Annotated in this window: 15 protein-coding genes, 1 other RNA gene and 1 pseudogene; 9 read left to right on the top strand and 8 right to left on the bottom strand. The window is 70.6% G+C overall.

Annotated features, from left to right (window positions below; translation table 11 throughout):
- Window positions 1-27 precede the first annotated feature (27 nt).
- Together MU852_RS12615 and MU852_RS12610 are read right to left on the bottom strand one after the other, a co-directional pair.
- Complete coding sequence (locus MU852_RS12615) at window positions 28-795, bottom strand: ABC transporter permease (RefSeq protein ID WP_249749849.1); 768 nt, start codon at window positions 793-795, stop codon at window positions 28-30.
- Window positions 792-1,724 carry an ABC transporter ATP-binding protein gene (locus MU852_RS12610; RefSeq protein WP_249749848.1) on the bottom strand — a complete coding sequence of 311 codons (933 nt, stop codon included), beginning with the start codon at window positions 1,722-1,724 and terminating at the stop codon, window positions 792-794. The genes MU852_RS12615 and MU852_RS12610 overlap by 4 nt, the downstream gene beginning before the upstream one ends.
- Window positions 1,725-1,860: 136 nt before the next feature.
- Between MU852_RS12610 and MU852_RS12605 the strand changes: the two genes are divergently transcribed.
- Window positions 1,861-2,409, top strand: a complete 549-nt coding sequence (locus MU852_RS12605) for a lipocalin family protein (RefSeq protein WP_249749847.1) — start codon at window positions 1,861-1,863, stop codon at window positions 2,407-2,409.
- Between the two features lie 11 nt (window positions 2,410-2,420).
- Here the strand turns inward: MU852_RS12605 and ffs are convergent.
- Window positions 2,421-2,516: signal recognition particle sRNA small type (ffs, locus tag MU852_RS12600), an RNA gene on the bottom strand.
- 50 nt (window positions 2,517-2,566) lie between these two features.
- On the opposite strand from ffs, the gene nudC reads away from it, so the two are divergent.
- Window positions 2,567-3,460, top strand: a complete 894-nt coding sequence (gene nudC / locus MU852_RS12595; protein ID WP_430641144.1) for an NAD(+) diphosphatase — start codon at window positions 2,567-2,569, stop codon at window positions 3,458-3,460.
- Between the two features lie 170 nt (window positions 3,461-3,630).
- On the opposite strand, the gene MU852_RS12590 is transcribed toward nudC, so the two are convergent.
- The gene (locus MU852_RS12590; protein WP_249749846.1) at window positions 3,631-4,353 is read right to left on the bottom strand and encodes a 3-deoxy-manno-octulosonate cytidylyltransferase; all 723 of its coding nucleotides are present in this window, start codon (window positions 4,351-4,353) and stop codon (window positions 3,631-3,633) included.
- A 250-nt stretch (window positions 4,354-4,603) separates the two neighbouring features.
- Between MU852_RS12590 and MU852_RS12585 the strand changes: the two genes are divergently transcribed.
- On the top strand, window positions 4,604-5,206 hold the full coding sequence (locus tag MU852_RS12585) for a c-type cytochrome (RefSeq protein ID WP_249749845.1): 603 nt from the start codon (window positions 4,604-4,606) through the stop codon (window positions 5,204-5,206).
- A gap of 72 nt (window positions 5,207-5,278) precedes the next feature.
- Here the strand turns inward: MU852_RS12585 and MU852_RS12580 are convergent, their stop codons facing one another.
- A complete protein-coding gene (locus MU852_RS12580; protein WP_249749844.1) occupies window positions 5,279-6,070 on the bottom strand; it encodes a C40 family peptidase in 792 nt (263 codons plus the stop codon).
- A 182-nt stretch (window positions 6,071-6,252) separates the two neighbouring features.
- On the opposite strand from MU852_RS12580, the gene MU852_RS12575 reads away from it, so the two are divergent.
- Window positions 6,253-6,738 (top strand): hypothetical protein, encoded by a 486-nt coding sequence (locus tag MU852_RS12575; RefSeq protein WP_249749843.1) that lies wholly within the window; start codon window positions 6,253-6,255, stop codon window positions 6,736-6,738.
- Here the strand turns inward: MU852_RS12575 and MU852_RS12570 are convergent.
- A complete protein-coding gene (locus tag MU852_RS12570; RefSeq protein ID WP_249749842.1) occupies window positions 6,726-8,111 on the bottom strand; it encodes a leucyl aminopeptidase family protein in 1,386 nt (461 codons plus the stop codon). The genes MU852_RS12575 and MU852_RS12570 overlap by 13 nt on opposite strands.
- 81 nt (window positions 8,112-8,192) lie before the next feature.
- Here MU852_RS12570 and MU852_RS12565 point away from each other — a divergent pair, with 81 nt between their 5' ends.
- The 5 genes and pseudogenes from MU852_RS12565 to thrS all read left to right on the top strand — a co-directional run bounded on the left by MU852_RS12565 (window position 8,193) and on the right by thrS (window position 12,616).
- Window positions 8,193-8,999: a tetratricopeptide repeat protein gene (locus tag MU852_RS12565; RefSeq protein WP_249749841.1), complete on the top strand. Its 807-nt coding sequence runs from the start codon at window positions 8,193-8,195 to the stop codon at window positions 8,997-8,999.
- 85 nt (window positions 9,000-9,084) lie between these two features.
- Window positions 9,085-9,705 (top strand): HAD-IA family hydrolase, encoded by a 621-nt coding sequence (locus MU852_RS12560; protein WP_283843866.1) that lies wholly within the window; start codon window positions 9,085-9,087, stop codon window positions 9,703-9,705.
- A gap of 205 nt (window positions 9,706-9,910) precedes the next feature.
- The gene (locus tag MU852_RS12555) at window positions 9,911-10,366 is read left to right on the top strand and encodes an iron-sulfur cluster assembly scaffold protein (protein WP_249749839.1); all 456 of its coding nucleotides are present in this window, start codon (window positions 9,911-9,913) and stop codon (window positions 10,364-10,366) included.
- 77 nt (window positions 10,367-10,443) lie between these two features.
- Window positions 10,444-10,685: pseudogene (yidD, locus tag MU852_RS12550) on the top strand (membrane protein insertion efficiency factor YidD).
- Entirely contained in the window at window positions 10,682-12,616 is a 1,935-nt protein-coding gene (thrS, locus tag MU852_RS12545) for a threonine--tRNA ligase (protein WP_249749838.1), read from the top strand. Before yidD ends, thrS begins: the two are co-directional and overlap by 4 nt.
- A 105-nt stretch (window positions 12,617-12,721) precedes the next feature.
- On the opposite strand, the gene MU852_RS12540 is transcribed toward thrS, so the two are convergent.
- Window positions 12,722-14,074, bottom strand: a complete 1,353-nt coding sequence (locus MU852_RS12540; RefSeq protein WP_249749837.1) for a glycoside hydrolase 5 family protein — start codon at window positions 14,072-14,074, stop codon at window positions 12,722-12,724.
- A 24-nt stretch (window positions 14,075-14,098) separates the two neighbouring features.
- On the bottom strand, window positions 14,099-16,651 hold the full coding sequence (locus MU852_RS12535) for a glycoside hydrolase family 3 protein (RefSeq protein ID WP_249749836.1): 2,553 nt from the start codon (window positions 16,649-16,651) through the stop codon (window positions 14,099-14,101).
- Window positions 16,652-16,926: the final 275 nt, after the last annotated feature.

Raw genomic sequence — 16,926 nt, 5'->3', positions numbered from 1 at the left:
CTCGCGATCTGGCCGGTTTCGTGACGGTCAGTTTTTCAGGCGATAGCCCGTCTTGAACATCCACATGACGATGGCCAGGCAGACGGCGAAGAAGGCCAGGGTCGCCGCCACGCTGATCCCGATCGCCACGTCGCCCTGGCCATAGAAGGCCCAGCGGAAGCCCGAGATCAGATAGACCACCGGATTGAACAGCGTCACCGTGCGCCACCCCTCGGGCAGCATGTCGATCGAATAGAAGGCGCCGCCCAGGAAGGTCAGGGGCGTGACGATCAGCATCGGGATCATCTGCAGCTGCTCGAAGCCGTCGGCCCACACCCCGATGATGAAGCCGAACAGGCTGAACGTCACCGAGATCAGGATCAGGAAGGTCATCATCCATATTGGATGCAGGATCTGCAGCGGCACGAAGAAGGCCGCCGTGCCCAGGATGATCAGGCCCAGCACCGCCGACTTGGTCGCCGCCGCCCCGACGTAGGCCAGAACGATCTCCAGCGACGACACCGGCGCGGACAGGATCTCGTAGATCGTCCCGGTGAACTTGGGGAAGTAGATGCCGAAGCTGGCGTTGAAGATCGACTGGGTGAACAGGCTGAGCATGATCAGGCCCGGCACGATGAAGGCGCCGTAGGGCACGCCGCCGACCTCCTGCATCCGGCTGCCGATGGCGCCGCCGAAGACCACGAAATAGAGCGCCGTGGTGATGACCGGGGTGACGATGCTCTGCCAGATGGTGCGCAGCGCCCGCGCCATCTCGAAGCGATAGATGGCCCACACGCCGTATCCGTTGAAGGTCATGCGGCGGCTCCGTTGCGGTGAACCAGGCTGACGAAGATGTCTTCCAGCGAGCTCTGGCGGGTGTTCAGGTCCTTGAAGCCGATGTTCAGCGCCTCAAGGCGACGGATCAGGGCGGGCACGCCGGTGTCCTCGGCGTTGGCGTCGAAGCTGTATTCCAGCTCCCCGCCCTCGTTCTTCAGCGTCAGGTCCCAGTCGGACAGGTCGGCCGGCACGGCGTCCAGCGGCTCGACCAGGTTCAGGGTCAGGGTCTTCTTGCCCAGCTTCTTCATCAGGGCGGTCTTCTCCTCGACCAGGATCAGTTCGCCCTTCAGGATCACGCCCACCCGGTCGGCCATCTCCTCGGCCTCCTCGATATAGTGGGTGGTCAGGATGATGGTGACGCCGCGCTCGCGAAGCTTACGCACCATCGCCCACATGTCGCGGCGCAGTTCCACGTCCACGCCCGCCGTCGGTTCGTTCAGGAACAGGATGTCCGGCTCGTGGCTCAGGGCCTTGGCGATCATCACCCGGCGCTTCATCCCGCCCGACAGAGTCATGATCTTGGCGTCGCGCTTGTCCCACAGCGACAGGTCCTTCAGCACCCCCTCTATGAAGGCCGGGTTCGGCGCCTTGCCGAACAGGCCCCGGCTGAAGGTGACGGTGGCCAGCACCGTCTCGAAGGCGTCGGTGGTCAGTTCCTGGGGCACCAGGCCGATCTTGGTGCGCGCGGCCCGGAAATCGCTCTGGATGTCGTGGCCGTCGGCCGTTACCGTGCCGGTGGTGGGCGTGACGATGCCGCAGACGATCGAGATCAGGGTGGTCTTGCCCGCCCCGTTGGGCCCCAAGAGGGCGAAGATCTCGCCCTTGGCGATGCTCAGGTCGACGCGCTTGAGCGCCTGCAGGCCCGACTTGTAGGTCTTGGTCAGGCCTTCGATTTCGATGACCGGCATCACGCCTCCCGAATTGCGGAGGCGGCGCCCCGTATGGCGGCAATATGGCGCACCTTTCCGCCGTCTCAAGGGGGCCTTGGTCCAGTTCGCGCATTGCGACGTATCAGGGCGTCATCCCAGGATCGGAACAGACCGCATGACCGCCAGGATTTTCGTCGCCGCGACGGCCGCCGCAATGCTGTGCGGTTGCGTCACCGCCCCCTCCCCTTCGGAATACCGCGCGCCGCCGCAGCCGGCCAAGCCGGTCGAGATATCGCGCCTGTGGTCTGGCCGCTGCCACGAGGTCGCCCGCCTGCCCGACCGGCTGACCGACGGCTGCGTGGCCGGCGCCTCGATCTACACCCCCGTCAGCGACACCCGCATCGACGTGCGCGACACCTGCCAGGTCGGCACGCCGTCGGGTCGGGAAAAGGCCATCGGCGGCCGCGGCGAAATCCTGGACCCGGGCGTGAACGCCAAGCTGCGCGTCCGGTATCTGGCCGGCTTGGTGACGTGGGACTACTGGATCCTGGACCGGGCCGACGACTACAGCTGGTTCATCTCGGCCGATCCGACTTTCGATCGGCTGTTCATCTACACCCGCGAGGTCCCGACCGACGCGCAGGTCCGCGCCCTGACCGAACGCGCCCGCGCCCTGGGCTACGACGTCACCCGGCTGGAGTTTCCGGCGCAGCCGCCGCGATGACGATGAGGGGAAGGGTGGAGACCGCACGACCCGAAGGGGAATTCGTTGTGGCTGCTGCCTTCCGGCCCTGACCAGGTTGGCGAAGCCTTCGCCCGCACGATCTCCGAGACGGGATATGGCGGGTGCGGGCTTGGGAATCAAGCGCTAGAAGTCGCCCATGGCCATCCGCAACACCTTCGCCGGCAATCCCCTGGACCGCGCCGGGGACCTTCGCAACGATCCCGAATGGCTTGAAGCCCAGGAGGCGAACCCCGAGGCGCAGGCCATGATCCTGTGGGAAGGCCGGCCGCTGGTCGAGGAGACGCCCGAGGGACCGCGCCTGGCCTGGGTGTCGCTGGAGCACGCGCGCGACATGGTGCGAGACCGCGACCTGTTCCTGGGCCTGTGGAAGCAGGCCCCGGTGTTCGCGGTGGAGTTCGAGGGCTCCCTCGACCCGGCCGAGGGTCCGGTGCGGGGCCTGGGCGCCTTTCACGAGATGAGGGCCGCCGCCGCCCTGCTGCCCGCGGCCGACGCGGCGATGGCGGGCGCGGCCAAGAGCCTGTTCGACTGGCGTCGCCGCCACGGCTTCTGCGCCGCCTGCGGCACGATGACGAACACCGCCGCCGGCGGCTGGAAGCGCCGCTGCCCGGCCTGCGCAACCGAGCATTTCCCCCGCGTCGATCCGGTCGTCATCATGCTGCCGGTGTTCGAGGGCGGCGACGAGCCGCGCTGCCTGCTGGGCCGCCAGGCCGCCTGGCCCCAGGGACGGATGTCGGCCCTGGCCGGCTTCCTGGAACCCGGCGAGTCGATCGAGGAGGCCTGCGCCCGCGAGGTGGAGGAAGAGGCCGGCCTGACGGTCGTCGACGTCCGCTACCACTCCAGCCAGCCGTGGCCCTTTCCGTCCCAGCTGATGATCGGCCTGATCGCCCGGGTGTCGGACGACCAGGCCCGCCCCGACCAGACCGAGCTGGAGGCCGTCGCCTGGCTGACCCGCGCCGAGGCCCGCGCGGTCCTGGCGGGCGCCCATCCGACGATCCACGCCCCCTCCCCTTCGCCATCGCCCACAGCCTGATCCAGGCCTGGGCGGAGGGGTGAACGACTCTCCCTCCCCTTCATGGGGAGGGTGGCTGAGCCGAAGGCGAAGCCGGGTGGGGCTCGAACGGGCGAAGCGCGCTTCACACTTCCCCACCCGGGCTCGGCTTTGCCTCGCCGTCCCTCCCCATGAAGGGGAGGGAGAATTCTTCACGCCATCGCCCGCGCCGCCTCCAGGTCGGCGGGATTGTCCACCGACAGCGGGGCCGCGTCGATCACGCGGGCCCAGATCTGCATCCCCATCTCCAGCGCGCGCAGCTGCTCCAGCTTCTCGCGGCGCTCCAGGGGCGAGGGCGGCGCGGCGCAGAAGCGGTTCAGCGCCGCGCGGCGATAGCCATAGACGCCGATGTGGCGCCAGATCGGCGCGTCGCCGTACAGGGTCGAGCGGGTGAAATAGAGGGCGCGGCCCTGGCGTTCGCCCTCGGCCAGGGCCAGCACCGCCTTGACCACGTCAGGGTTGCCACGGTCCGAGGCGTCCAGTTCGGGCGCGACCAGGGTGGCGATGTCGCAGTCCGGCTCTCCGTGCAGGATGGCCGCGCAGGCCGTCGCCAGACCCGGATCGGCGAAGGGCATGTCGCCCTGGACGTTGATGACGGCGTCGAAGTCGCCTTCCGGATCGATGGCGTCGACGGCCGCGCGGATGCGGTCCGAGCCGCTGGGCAGGCTCGGGTCGGTCAGGATGGCGCGGCCCTCGATCGCCTCGATCGCCTCGACGATCTCGGGGTCGCCGGCCGCCACCGCGACCGGCAGGCCCGAGGCCTCGGCCTGGCGGTAGGCGCGCACGATCATCGGCAGCCCGCCGATGTCGGCCAGCGGCTTGTTCGGCAGGCGGGTCGCCGCCATGCGAGCGGGTATCATTATCAGAGGATTCATCGACTTCCCTGTCGCATAGAGGTGCGGGCCGGTTGCGAAGGCCGCGCTACCGTGCCAGAGACGCCCACGCAAGATTATGTCCGGGGGTGTACGCCAGGGGCCCGGATTCCGGAGAGGGATGCGACCACGCGCATGAGCGGCGATCTGAAGTGGGAATAAGATTTTCGGCGCGGGTCTGGGGACGGCTTTCGTCATCCTGGTCGTCCAGCAGGTGTCGGGGGCGGTCTATCACTCCGAGCCCCCTGAAAAGATGGGCTATTTCGTCGATGCGCCGGAAGAGGCCGCCGGCGAGGCCGCCGAGTTGCCGCCGGATTGGGGCACGGTCCTGCCCGCCGCCGACCTGGCCGCCGGCGAGGCCGCCTTCGCGCGCTGCCAGGCCTGCCATGACGCGCACCAGGGCGGCGCCGACAAGATCGGTCCGAATCTGTGGGGCGTCGTGGGCGGCCCGGTCGAGCACCGCCCGGGCTTCGCCTATTCGGACGCCATGACCAAGCACAAGGCCGAGGCGCCGACCTGGGGCTACGACCAGATCAACGAATTCATCACCGCCCCCGCCCGCTACGTCCCAGGCACCAAGATGTCGTTCGCGGGCATCCGCGACACCCAGACGCGCATCAACCTGATCGCCTGGCTGCGGACGCAAGGCTCCGGCGGCTTCGCCATCCCGGCGCCGGACCCCGCGCGCCAACCGGGCGCCGCCGCCCCCGCCGAGGGCGCCGAGGCCCCGGCCGCCGAAGGCGCGCCCGCCACCGAGGCGACCGGCGAGACGCCGGCCGTCGGCGCGCCGGCCACGACGCAGGAAACCCCGGCGGCCCCGCCCGCCGCGACCAGCGCGGCGCCGCCGAACCACTGATCCGGCCAGGACCAGGCTGGAAGAATTGAGAAGGGCGGCTCCGTCGAGCCGCCCTTTTTCATGTCTGGGAAATCAGACCCGGCGGAAACGGGCGGGGGCGAAGCCTTCGGCGACAAGCCGCGCCTCGACCTCGGCCAGCGGCTCGATCACCACGCCGCCCCGCGCGCCGGTGGAATGGATCACGCGCTCCGCGTCCACCATCAGGGCCGAATGGCCGGTCCAGTCGTGCGCGCCGCCCGGCGGCGCCAGCCAGACCACGATGTCGCCGCGACGGGCGTTCGCGGCCTGCACGGCTTGGCCCAGGTCCGCCTGGTCGTGCGACCGGCGCGGCCCCGGCCGTCCGCAGGCCAGCAGCGCCTGCTGAACCAGGCCCGCGCAATCGGTCTCGATCGACGAGCGGGCGCCCAGGGCGTGCGGCCGGCCCAGCAGGCGCTCGGCCACGGCGGCGGGGTCGGTCTCGAAGGCGCCGATGGGTTCCAGCGCGTCGTCGGCCACGCCGGCGGCGTCCACGGCCACCAGGGCGTTCAGCGGCAGGGCGGCGTCGACCGAGGCGACCCGGCGCGTGGGCAGCGGGGCGCCGGCGGCCAGGCTGTCCAGCACCACCCAGCCGATCACCCCGTCGCGGCGCGCGCGGCCCCAGGCGCGCCCGTCGCGGCGGTCCAGCACGTCGAAGGCCTCACCGAACAGCAGCTGGTCGATCCGGGCGTCGTCGTCGGACCACAGGTCGGCGACGGCGACGCGGCAATGCATGGGTTCGACCGCGCGATAGGCCTGGGCGCGCACCAGCCCTTCCAGCGCCTGTTCGGCGAGGTCGGGACGCGCCAGAAGCGCGCCGGGCGGGATCAGGTCGAGGACGTCGGTCAAACGTGGGCTCGCGTCGATTGAGACCCTAGTCCTAGGGACCCAAGGCGAATGGGCCGTTAACAGGCGTCGCTTTTCCGTGGAAAATCAACCGAACCGCGTTCTTGACGACTCTTCGGCGCTTGCTTCCCGGCCCTGGCCGCCCATGTCGAAGGTCGCCTGTCATCGCGCCGAGGAGCCCGACCGTGCTGCTGTCCATCCTGCTGATCGTGGTCGGCCTGACCGTCGTCGATCAGGGCGCTGCGGGACGGGCGCTGAGGCGCTGGCTGGTGGACGCGCCGGCGCGAATGCTGGCCGGATTGTCGCGCCGTCACATCGGGGCTGTCGCCCTGGTCGGCCTGCTGGGCCTGGCGGCGGTGCTGGCGTTCGAGGCGGAGGGGCTGCGCCTGTTCTCGATGGCGGCGCCCGAACTGACCGCCTGGGCGATGATGTTCGACGTCGCCGTCGTGCTCGACCTGATGGTCCTGATCGTCGGGCTGAGGGCGGCCTCGGCCTGGCGCGCCGTCGCCCGGCAGGCCGCCGCCGTGATCCGCCCCGTTCTGAACGCCGCCCGCCGGATCGGGACCGCCGCGACGGCCCGCGCCCGACGCCCGCGAAAGGCGCGCCCGCCCCGGCCCGGCCGCGACGATGTCGAGCCGACGCCGGCCTTCGCCTGGCCTCAACCGGCGTAGCGCGCCTTCAGCAGGGCGTAGCAGGCCCGAAGCGCCTGGGCCTCGCCGCCTTCCGGATAGCCCGGGCGGGCGCGCGGATTCCAGGCGAAGATGTCCATGTGCGCCCAGGCGCCGGTCTCGGGCGCGAACTTCTGCAGGAACAGGGCGGCGGTGACGGATCCGGCCTGGGCCCAGCCGGCCGGGTCGTTGCGCAGGTCGGCGATCTCGGCCTCAAGCGCCGGCCGGTAGCCGGGCCACAGCGGCATCCGCCACAGCGGATCGCCCACCGCCTTCCCGGCCTGCGACAGGCCCTCGGCCAGGGCGTCGTCATCGGTGTAGAGCGGCGGCAGCTCCGGCCCCAGGGCGATCCGCGCGGCCCCCGTCAGGGTCGCGAAATCCAGCGTCAGGTCCGGCGCGTGCTCGCCCGCGCGCGTCAGGGCGTCGGCCAGGATCAGGCGTCCCTCGGCGTCGGTGTTGCCGACCTCGACGGTCAGGCCCTTGCGCGTGCCCAGAATGTCGCCCGGCCGGAAGGCGTCGCCCGAAACGGCGTTCTCGACCGCCGCCACGATCACCACCAGGCGCACCGGCAGATCGGCCTGCATGACCAGCCGCCCCAGCGCCAGGGCGTGGGCCGAACCGCCCATGTCCTTCTTCATGTTGCGCATTCCGGCCGCCGGCTTCAGGTCCAGGCCGCCGGTGTCGAACACCACGCCCTTGCCGACCAGGGCGACCAGAGGGCGGTCGGTCCGGTCCAGGTTCCAGCCGATCTCGATCAGTCGCGGCGCCCGGTGCGGGGCGGCCGCGCGGCCCACGGCGTGAACGGCCGGATAGTTCGCCTCCAGCAGGGCGTCGCCCGTCGTCACCGCGATCGTCGCGCCCGACTCCTCGGCGATCTCGCGGGCGATGGTCTCGATCTGCAGCGGCCCCATGTCGGCGGCGGGGGTGTCGACCATCTCGCGCGCCAGGGCGCAGGCGGCGGCGATGCGCGACGTCTCGGCCAGGTCCAGCCCTTCGGGCGCGACCAGCCGCACCGGCGTCCTGTCGGTCCGGGCCTTGTAGCGGTCGAACACGTAGGTCCCCAGAAGGAAGGCCAGGGCCGCGCGGCGCGCCGCCTCGGGCTCGGCCTCCAGCCGGTAGCGGCCGCCGGGCAGCCGGGCCGACAGACCGCGCGCGACCATCGGATCGAACGCCCCCCCGGTCCCGACCACGACCTGGGCCACCCCGCCCTGCGCGTCCGGCACGACCAGAAGCTGGCCCGGCTTGCCGGCGAAACCGTTCGTCTCTCCCCAGCGGCGCGCGGCCGGGTCCAGAGCCTCGGCGGAAGCGGCGAAGCGGATCGGGACGGCGCCCTGGCCCGCGTCGGCGGCGACCAGTTGGGGATGAAGGGCGGACATGGCGGACCTCGCGACGGTTAACCGGGTGTTGACGCGAACCGGCGACCTTGAGCGCCTACCGAGGACCGTCTGGACCTGACCATGTCGCGCATGACCGCCGCCGTCGCAACCGCCGCCCTGATGTTCCTGGCCGCCGGGGCCGCCCAGGCCCAAGCCCCGGCCCCGGCCCAGGCCCGACAGCCGGCGCCGGTGCGCGCCTCGGCCGAGGTGCGCGCCACCTACGACCGGATGGACGCCCTGTCGCGCTCGGTCTTCTGGGCCAGAGAGCAGGAGAACGATCCGACCGACCCGGTGGCGGGGGTCAAGCTGGCCCAGGCGCTGCGCGAACTGGGCCGTTACGACCAGGCGGCGACCGCCGCCGAGGCGACCCTGACCGTCCAGCCCGACAATCTCGACGCCCTGTTGGAGCTGGGCCGGGCCCATGTGGCGCGCGGCCAGGCCTTCTACGGCATCGCGCCGCTGGAGAAGGCGCGCGACCAGGCGCCGCGCGACTGGCGCGCCTGGTCGGTGCTGGGCGTGGCCTATGAGCAGGTGCGCCGCTTCGACGACGCCCGCGCCGCGTGGAACCAGGCCCTGACCCTGTCGCCCGACAATCCCGATGTCCTGACCAACGCCGCCATGGCCGCCATGACGCAGGGCGACGCGGCCGGCGCCGAGACCCTGCTGCGCCGGGCCGCCGCCCAGGCCGGCGCCTCGCCCAAGGTGCGTCAGAACCTGGCCATGGTCCTGGGCCTGCAGGGCAAGATGGGCGAGGCCGAACAGATCCTGCGCCGCGAACTGCCGCCCGAACTGGCCGAGAAGAATCTTCAGTGGCTGAGCGAGCGCGCCGCATCGCCCGCCCGCACCGCCGAGACCGCCCGCACCTGGAGCTCGCTGCAGGGCGGCTGACGTCCCGCGCGGGCGTCGGCTGCGGTTGCCCCCTTGCCGGCCCCGTGCTGGATAGGGCCATGCCCTCCCCTCCTACGCCGCCTTCCTGTTCGACATGGACGGCACCCTGATCACCTCCACCGTCGCGGCCGAGCGCGTCTGGACCCGCTGGGCGGCGCGCCACGGCCTGGACGCGGCCGCCTTCGTGCCCACCATCCACGGCGTGCGCGCCGCCGACACCATCCGTCGCCAGAACCTGCCGGGAATAGACGTGGAGGCCGAGGCCGCCTGGGTCGAGCGCGGCGAGATCGAGGATCTGGAGGGGGTCGCGCCCATCGCCGGCGCCATCGACTTCGTGCGCCGCCTGCCGCCCGATCGCTGGGCCGTCGTCACCTCCGCCACCGTGCCGCTGGCCACGGCGCGGATGCGGGCCGCCGGGGTCGAGCCGCCCGCCGTCCTGATCACCGCCGAGGATGTGGCGCGGGGCAAGCCGGACCCGGCCGGCTATCGCCTGGCCGCCGAACGCCTGGGCGTCGCGGCCGCCGACTGCCTGGTGTTCGAGGACGCCGAGGCCGGAATCGCGGCGGGCGAGGCGGCCGGCTGCGACGTCCGGATCGTCACCGCCGCCTGGACCCACCCGCTGGAGACGACGCATCCGACGCTGGCGGACTATGGCGATCTACGGCTGGAGGTGCGGCCGGACGGGTCGTTGGAGCTGGGTTCCTGAGACCCTCTCCTGCTTGCGGGAGAGGTGGCCCGTCGTTCGGCGCAGCCGAACCAGGGTCGGAGAGGGAAGTGTTGTTGAAGATGAGTAAACTTCCCCCATCGTCAGCCGTCTCGCTTCGCTCGACGAGCTGACACTTCCCCCGCAAGCGGGGGAAGGTCTGTGCGGCACGGCTTTCCCTCAGGCGCCCGCCCCCTATCTTCCGCCCATGATCGACGATCTCTACAGCGCGCGCATCCTGATGCTGGCGGCGAACCTGCCGCACACGGGGCGGTTGGCGGCGCCGCAGGGCACCGGAGAGCGGACCGCCAAGCTGTGCGGATCGCGTGCGACGGCGGACGTGGTGCTGGACGACGACGGGCGCATCGCCGACTTCGCCCAGGACGTGAAAGCCTGCGCCCTTGGCCAGGCGGCGGCGGGCGTGCTGGGCCAGCACGTCCTGGGCGCCACGGCCGACGAGCTTCGTCAGGCGCGCGACGCGATGATCGTCATGCTGAAATCGGGCGGAGAGGGTCCGACCGGCCGGTTCGAGGATCTGCGTGTGTTGAAACAGGTCGCCGACTACCCGGCCCGCCACGCCTCGACCCTGGTCGCCCTGGAGGCCGCCCTGGAGGCCGTCGAGGCGGCGCAGACCGCGCGAACTCGCCTCGCCGGCGCGGCCTGAGGCCCGTTCCGGTTGATCCCCGCGTTCGGATTGGGGATAAGCGCGACGAACCTCAACGGCCCCCGGCGAAGGGACGAATGTCTCTCTACGAACGCGGCGTGCGCGCGGCCCATCGGGGCTACAAGCTGACGCTGTCCCCCCTGATCGGCCAGCAGTGCCGTTTCCTGCCGACCTGCTCGGACTATGGGCGCGACGCCCTGATCCGGCACGGGCCGGTCAGGGGGGATGGCTCACCGTGCGCCGCCTCTGTAAATGCCACCCCTTCGGCGGGTCGGGATACGATCCCGTCCCGGCCCCGCCCGCAAAGACGAAATCATGATCGAACTGAAATTCCCCGACGGCGCCGTGCGTCAGTATCCGGAAGGCTCCACGGGCCGCGACGTGGCGGCCGCCATCTCTCCCTCCCTGGCCAAGAAGGCGGCCCTGGTGGTCTGGAACGGTCAGCAGCGCGACCTGGACCGCGTCATCGACGGCGACGGCGACTTCCGCCTGCTGATGCGCGACGACCCCGAGGCGCTGGAGACGATCCGCCACGACGCCGCCCACGTGCTGGCCGAGGCGGTGCAGGAGCTGTTTCCCGGCACCCAGGTCACGATCGGCCCGGCCATCGAGGACGGCTTCTATTACGACTTCGCCCGCGACGAGCCCTTCTCGACCGACGACTTCCCCAAGATCGAGAAAAAGATGGCCGAGATCGTCGATCGCGGCGCCCGGCTGGAACGCCAGGTCTGGGACCGCGACGAGGCCATCGCCCATTTCGAGGCTGCGGGCGAGAGCTACAAGGCCGAGCTGATCCGCGACCTGCCCGAAAGCGAGACGATCACCGTCTACAAGCAGGGCGACTGGGCCGACCTGTGCCGGGGGCCGCACTTCCCGACCACCAGGTTCGTCGGCAAGGCCTTCAAGCTAACCAAGCTGGCCGGCGCCTATTGGCGCGGCGATTCCAGCCGCGCCCAGCTGCAGCGCATCTATGGCACCGCCTGGGCGACCAAGGAGGACCTGGACGCCTATCTGACGCGCATCGAGGAGGCCGAGAAGCGCGACCACCGCAAGCTGGGCCGCCAGATGGAACTCTTCCACATGCAGGAAGAGGGCCGCGGCATGGTCTTCTGGCACCCCAAGGGCTGGGTGCTGTGGCGCGTGCTGGAGGACTATATGCGCCGCCGCCTGGCCAGGGCCGGCTATGTCGAGGTCAAGACGCCCCAGGTGCTGGACCGCAAGTTCTGGGAGGCCTCGGGCCACTGGGAGAAGTACCGCCCCAACATGTTCGTCTGCGAGACGGTCGAGGGCGAGACCCTTTCCCTCAAGCCGATGAACTGCCCCGGCCACGTCCAGATCTTCGACCAGGGCCAGCGGTCCTATCGCGAACTGCCGCTGCGCATGGCCGAGTTCGGCGCCTGCCACCGCTATGAGCCGTCGGGGTCGCTGCACGGCCTGATGCGCGTGCGCGGCTTCACCCAGGACGACGCCCACATCTTCTGCCGCGAGGACCAGATCGTCGAAGAGACGGCCGAGTTCATCAAGCTGTGCCGCAGCGTCCACGCCGACCTGGGCATGGAGACGGCCTACATCAGCCTGGGCACCCGGCCCGAGACGCGCGCCGGCACGGACGAGTTCTGGGATAAGGCCGAGGCCCAGATGCTGGAGGCCGCCCGCGCCGCCGGCTCCGAGCCCGTCGTCACGCCCGGCGACGGCGCCTTCTATGCGCCCAAGCTGGACTTCATCGTCAAGGACGCCATCGGCCGCGAATGGACCTGCGGCACGATCCAGTTGGACTATGTGCTGCCGGAACGCCTCGACGCGACCTACATCGCCGAGGACGGGCAGAAGCATCGCCCCGTGATGCTGCACCGGGCGATCCTGGGATCGTTCGAGCGGTTCATCGGCATCATGATCGAAAACTACGCCGGGGCCTTCCCGCTGTGGCTGGCGCCGACGCAGGCGGTGGTGGCGACCATCACCTCGGACGCCGACGGCTACGCCGAGGAGGTGGCGGCCAGGTTCCGCGCGGCCGGCCTGCGCGTCGAGACCGACCTGCGCAACGAGAAGATCAACTACAAGATCCGCGAGCACTCGGTCGCCAAGGTCCCGGCCATCGCCGTCGTCGGCCGCAAGGAGGCCGAGGAAGGCAAGGTCGCCATCCGCCGCCTGGGCAGCCAGGCCCAGACCATTGTCACGGTGGAAGAGGCCATCCGCATCCTGACCGAGGAAGCGACGCCGCCGGACCTGAGGCGCGAGGCGCGAGCCTAGTTCGCCCCGGCCTGGGCCCAGCAGCGCCATCGGACCCGCCGACCGATCGGCTCAGGCCGGGCGGTCCCCAGACTCGGATCGTCGACCCGACGGAAGGGCGCGAGCCTAGAGCTCGGACAGGGCCCTGGCCTGTTTGCGTATCAGGGTCCGCGTCGACAGATCCGTGTCGAAGACGCCGTACCAGCCTTGGGGCTCGTGCGGCGGATCGCCCAGCCAGGCGCTGTCGCCGTCGTGGAAGCGGAAGTCCGGGTTGCGCGTGCGGCCTTCGCCGTTCCAGGCCCAGAAGTTGGAGCCGACAAGAGGGCCTCCGGCGCGGGCGTCGGCCAGAACCGCTGCATGGATGTCGGCGTAGAAGCCGTCCCGCAGGGTCGTCGGCACGGACGGATCGTACAGGTCGCCGTCGCGCGGATAGCCAAACTCCTCGATCACCAGCGGCTTGCCCAGCTGTCGGGCGAAACCGATGTGCCGGCTCACATAGTCGATCGCCAGGGCCCGCGCGCGCGCGTCGGTTCCGGCCATGTCCTCGCGGTCCAGCCAGCCCCAGTTGCCCGGCCAGATATGGGCCGTCAGATAGTCGATGTCCGGCGAGCGGCAGCTTTCGATCACCACCTCGGCCCGCTCGGACGAGCCTTTCAGCCCCTCGCCGCCGGTCGAGACCAGTTGCCGGGGCGCGATCGACTTGATCAGTCGCGCCGTGCCGTTGATCCAGGCGTAGAAGGCCGGGAGATTGCCCAGGGCGACCTCGGGGCCGCCGCCCGCGCGCGGCTCGTTGGCCAGTTGCCAGGCCATGATCGTCGGATCGTCGGCGTAGCGGACGCCGCTGATCGTATTGGTGCGGCCGACCACGGCCCGGACATAGTCGTGATAGAGCGCCACCGCTTCTTCGCTGCGATAGAAGTCGGCGTTGAAGTCGGCGAACTCCGGCCAGGGATGCGCCGGGTCGTTCATGTTGATGTAGCGGCCGCCGTTGACCCACGAGAGATAGGTCATCATCCCGCCCGACCACTCCCAGAAGTTGGTCAGGTAAAGGACCGCCTTCATCCGGCGGCTCGCCATCTCGACCAGAGTCCGGTCCAGGCCGACCAGCAGGGTTTCGTTGTAGGTCGCCGTCTGATCGCGGAAGGCGGGGCGGACCGAGTTCTTCAGCGGCGACAGCTCCGCCGAGGCGCCGACCCGCAGATTGGTCACGCCGTCCGCGGCCAGGGCGTCCAGCTCGCGGCTCAGCCGACCTTGGTCCCCATAGTCGGCGTCGGCGCCCAGCCAGGCCAGATACCAGGCGTTCGCCCCGACGAACCGGTAGGGCTTGCCGTCCAGTTTCAATGCGATTCCGTCCCGCGTGACGAACCCGGCGGCGGGGGCGGCGTGGGCGACCGCCGACGGCGCCAGCGCCAGCGCCGCCGAGGACGCCAGGACGCTGCGGCGCGTCAGATTGAAACCGGTGCTCGGGGTCGTCTTCATCGGAGGCTCCTGTGGCGTCGACGATCAGGCGGCGGGGCAGACGGCGTCGCCCTCGTCCGAACCGAGGCGGATATCCTCGACCGTGACGCCGAAGGCGCCGGCCGAACGCAGGCCCCAGGGCTGATCCACGGCGGCCAGATCGGCTCCTGCGTCCTTCAGGCAGGACAGCGGCGTCTTCAGGGTGCGCCATTCGCCCAGCGGCGCCGCCTGGAAGATGGCGCTGACATCGACCTGGCCCGAACCCAGCGTCAACATCACCGCCGCGTCGGGCCTGGCGTCGACGCGGTAGCGGAAGGTCAGGGCCATTTCGCCGTTGGCCTGCCGGGTCAGATCGACGGGCCTGGCGACGATCAGCGCATGGCCGCCGGCGGCGCCGAATGTCAGGGCGCGGGCCGATTCCTGGCCGGCGCCGTCGGTGGACCGCACCGTCACCCCGGCGCGCGGGCTGGCGCCGCTGCTTTCCGCGCCCAGGCGGAACTCCCCGCCCGCGTCGCGCAGCATCAGCGACCAGGGCGCGACGAAACGACCATCGACGAAATAGCGGTCGATGCTGCCGACCTCGCCGGTGACCCCGCTCTCCTCCGACAACGTCCCGACCCGTCCCGGCCGGGCGTAGCTCAGCCCATAGCCATAGGCGAACTGGGGGTCGTAGCCCGGCTGGCCTACGTTCAGCGGTTCGCCCCTGGCGTCCTTGGGCCAGCTGAACGACAGCTTGCCGTGGAAGTCGTGGCGCGCCTTGCCCGCCGCATCGCCGATCAGGACATCGGCGACGCCGCCGCCCTCGGTGCCCGGCAGCCAGGCGGCGACGAAGGCGTCCGAGGCGTTGATCTCCGGATTGGTCCACATCGGTCGGCCCGACAGGAAGACCGAGACGGTGGGGATCCCCGCCGCCTTCAGCCGCCTCAGCGTCTCCAGCGGTTCGCTCGGCAGGAAGTCCAGCGTGTCCACGTCGCCCTGGAACTCGGCATAGGGCGTCTCGCCGAACACGACGATGGCGACGTCGGGCTTCTGGCTGTAGGCGCCGTCGGCGCTCAGCGTCGCCGCGCCGCCGCCGGCCCTCACCGCCTCCTCGACGCCGCTCCAGATCGACTGGCCGTTGGGGAAGTCGGCGTTGCTGTTGCCCGTCCCCTGCCACGTCAGCGTCCAGCCGCCCGAGGCCTGGCCGATGTCGTCGGCGGCCGTTCCGGCCACCAGCACCCGCGCGTTCGACCGGATCGGCAGCACCCCCTCGTTCTTCAGCAGCACCAGCGACTTGCGCACCGCCTCGCGCGCCAGGGCCCGGTGCGCCGGCGAGCCCAGCTCCTCCAGACGCCCCTCGACCGGCCGGGCGTCCTGGAACAGGCCGGTCTTGACCTTGACCCGCAGGATGCGGCGCACCGCCTCGTCCAGACGCGCCATCGGGATCTCGCCCGAACGCGCCTGGGCCAGGGTGTTCTCGTAGAGCGGCTTCCAGCTGTCGGGCGCCATGAACATGTCGATGCCGGCGTTGAAGGCCAGGGCGCAGCTCTCGTTGGAACAGCCCGGCAGCTGGCCGTGGGCGTTCCAGTCCGACACCACGAAGCCGTCGAAGCCCAGCGGCCCGCGCAGCACGTCCGTCAGGATGGTCTCGTTGCCCGAATGCTTGACCCCGTTCCAGCTGGAGAAGCTGGCCATGATCGACAGCACGCCCGCGTCGATCGCCTGCGGATAGCCCGACAGGTGCACGTCGATCAGTTCGCGCTCGGTCCCGGCGAAGTCGCCCTGGTCCTTGCCGCCCGTGGTGCCGCCGTCGGCCAGGAAGTGCTTGGCCGACCCGGCGATGTGGCCGGACGCCAGCGGATGATCGGCGGACAACTCGCCCTGCAGCCCCAGGGTCATCGGCCCGGCGTAGCTGCGGGCCACTTCGGGGTTCTCGGCATAGCCTTCGTAGGCGCGGCCCCAGCGGTCGTCCTGCGGCACGGCCAGCGTCGGGCCGAAGGTCCAGTCGGCGCCGGTGACGGCCACTTCCAGCGCGGTCGCCTCGCCGATGCGGCGGATCAGGTCCGGGTCGCGCGCCGCCCCCAGGCCGATGTTGTGCGGAAACAGCGTCGCGCCGACGATGTTGTTGTGACCGTGGACCGCGTCGATGCCGTAGATCAGCGGGATCTTCGCCCCCGCACGCTGGGCCGCCGCGGCCCGGAAGGCCTGGGCCAGTTCGACCCAAGCCTGCGCCGAGGCGCGCTCGTCCCCGCCCGGCGAGGAGTTGCCGCCTGCCAGGATCGAGCCCAGCGGATAGGTCAGCAGGTCCTCCGGCGTGATCGAGGCGATGTCGGCCTGGATCGTCTGGCCGACCTTCTCCTCCAGCGTCATCCTGCTCATCAGTTCGGTGACGAAGGCCTCGGTCGCCGCATCGCTCATGGCCGTCGGGGATGCGGCATGTGGCCACAGGTCCGGATGGGCGCGGCTGACGTCCGTGACGAGGCTGTCGGCGGGCTTCACATAGGTGATCGGGGTCGGACGCAAGGTCCCCGGGGTCGCGCAGGCGCCGACGCTCAGGGCGAAACCCAGCGCCAGGACCGAGGCGGCGCTGCGGCGGAGGTTCAGGAAACGCGGGGTCATGTCGGGTCCGTCCAGTCGTCAGGCGAGTGATTTGCCGCGGAAAAACCCGGTGCGGCCCACCGACCGCACCGGAAGTTGCTCAGGGTTGCAAAAGATCAGCGCCAAGGCGCGCCGGAAACGGCGGAATCCGCAAACAAGGACGCTTCGCTCCCGGCGCGCCGTTGACCGACGTCGATTTTTACCAGCGCAACTTGATGCACCTATGACAATGATGTCAACCTGTCATGGGTAGCGCTAACAGAAAAAGGGGCCGGCAGACGCCCCGACGACCAAGG

This window comes from Brevundimonas albigilva (assembly GCF_023503965.1).
Taxonomy (GTDB): Bacteria; Pseudomonadota; Alphaproteobacteria; order Caulobacterales; family Caulobacteraceae; genus Brevundimonas; species Brevundimonas albigilva.
This window is presented reverse-complemented; position numbering and strand designations above follow the sequence as displayed.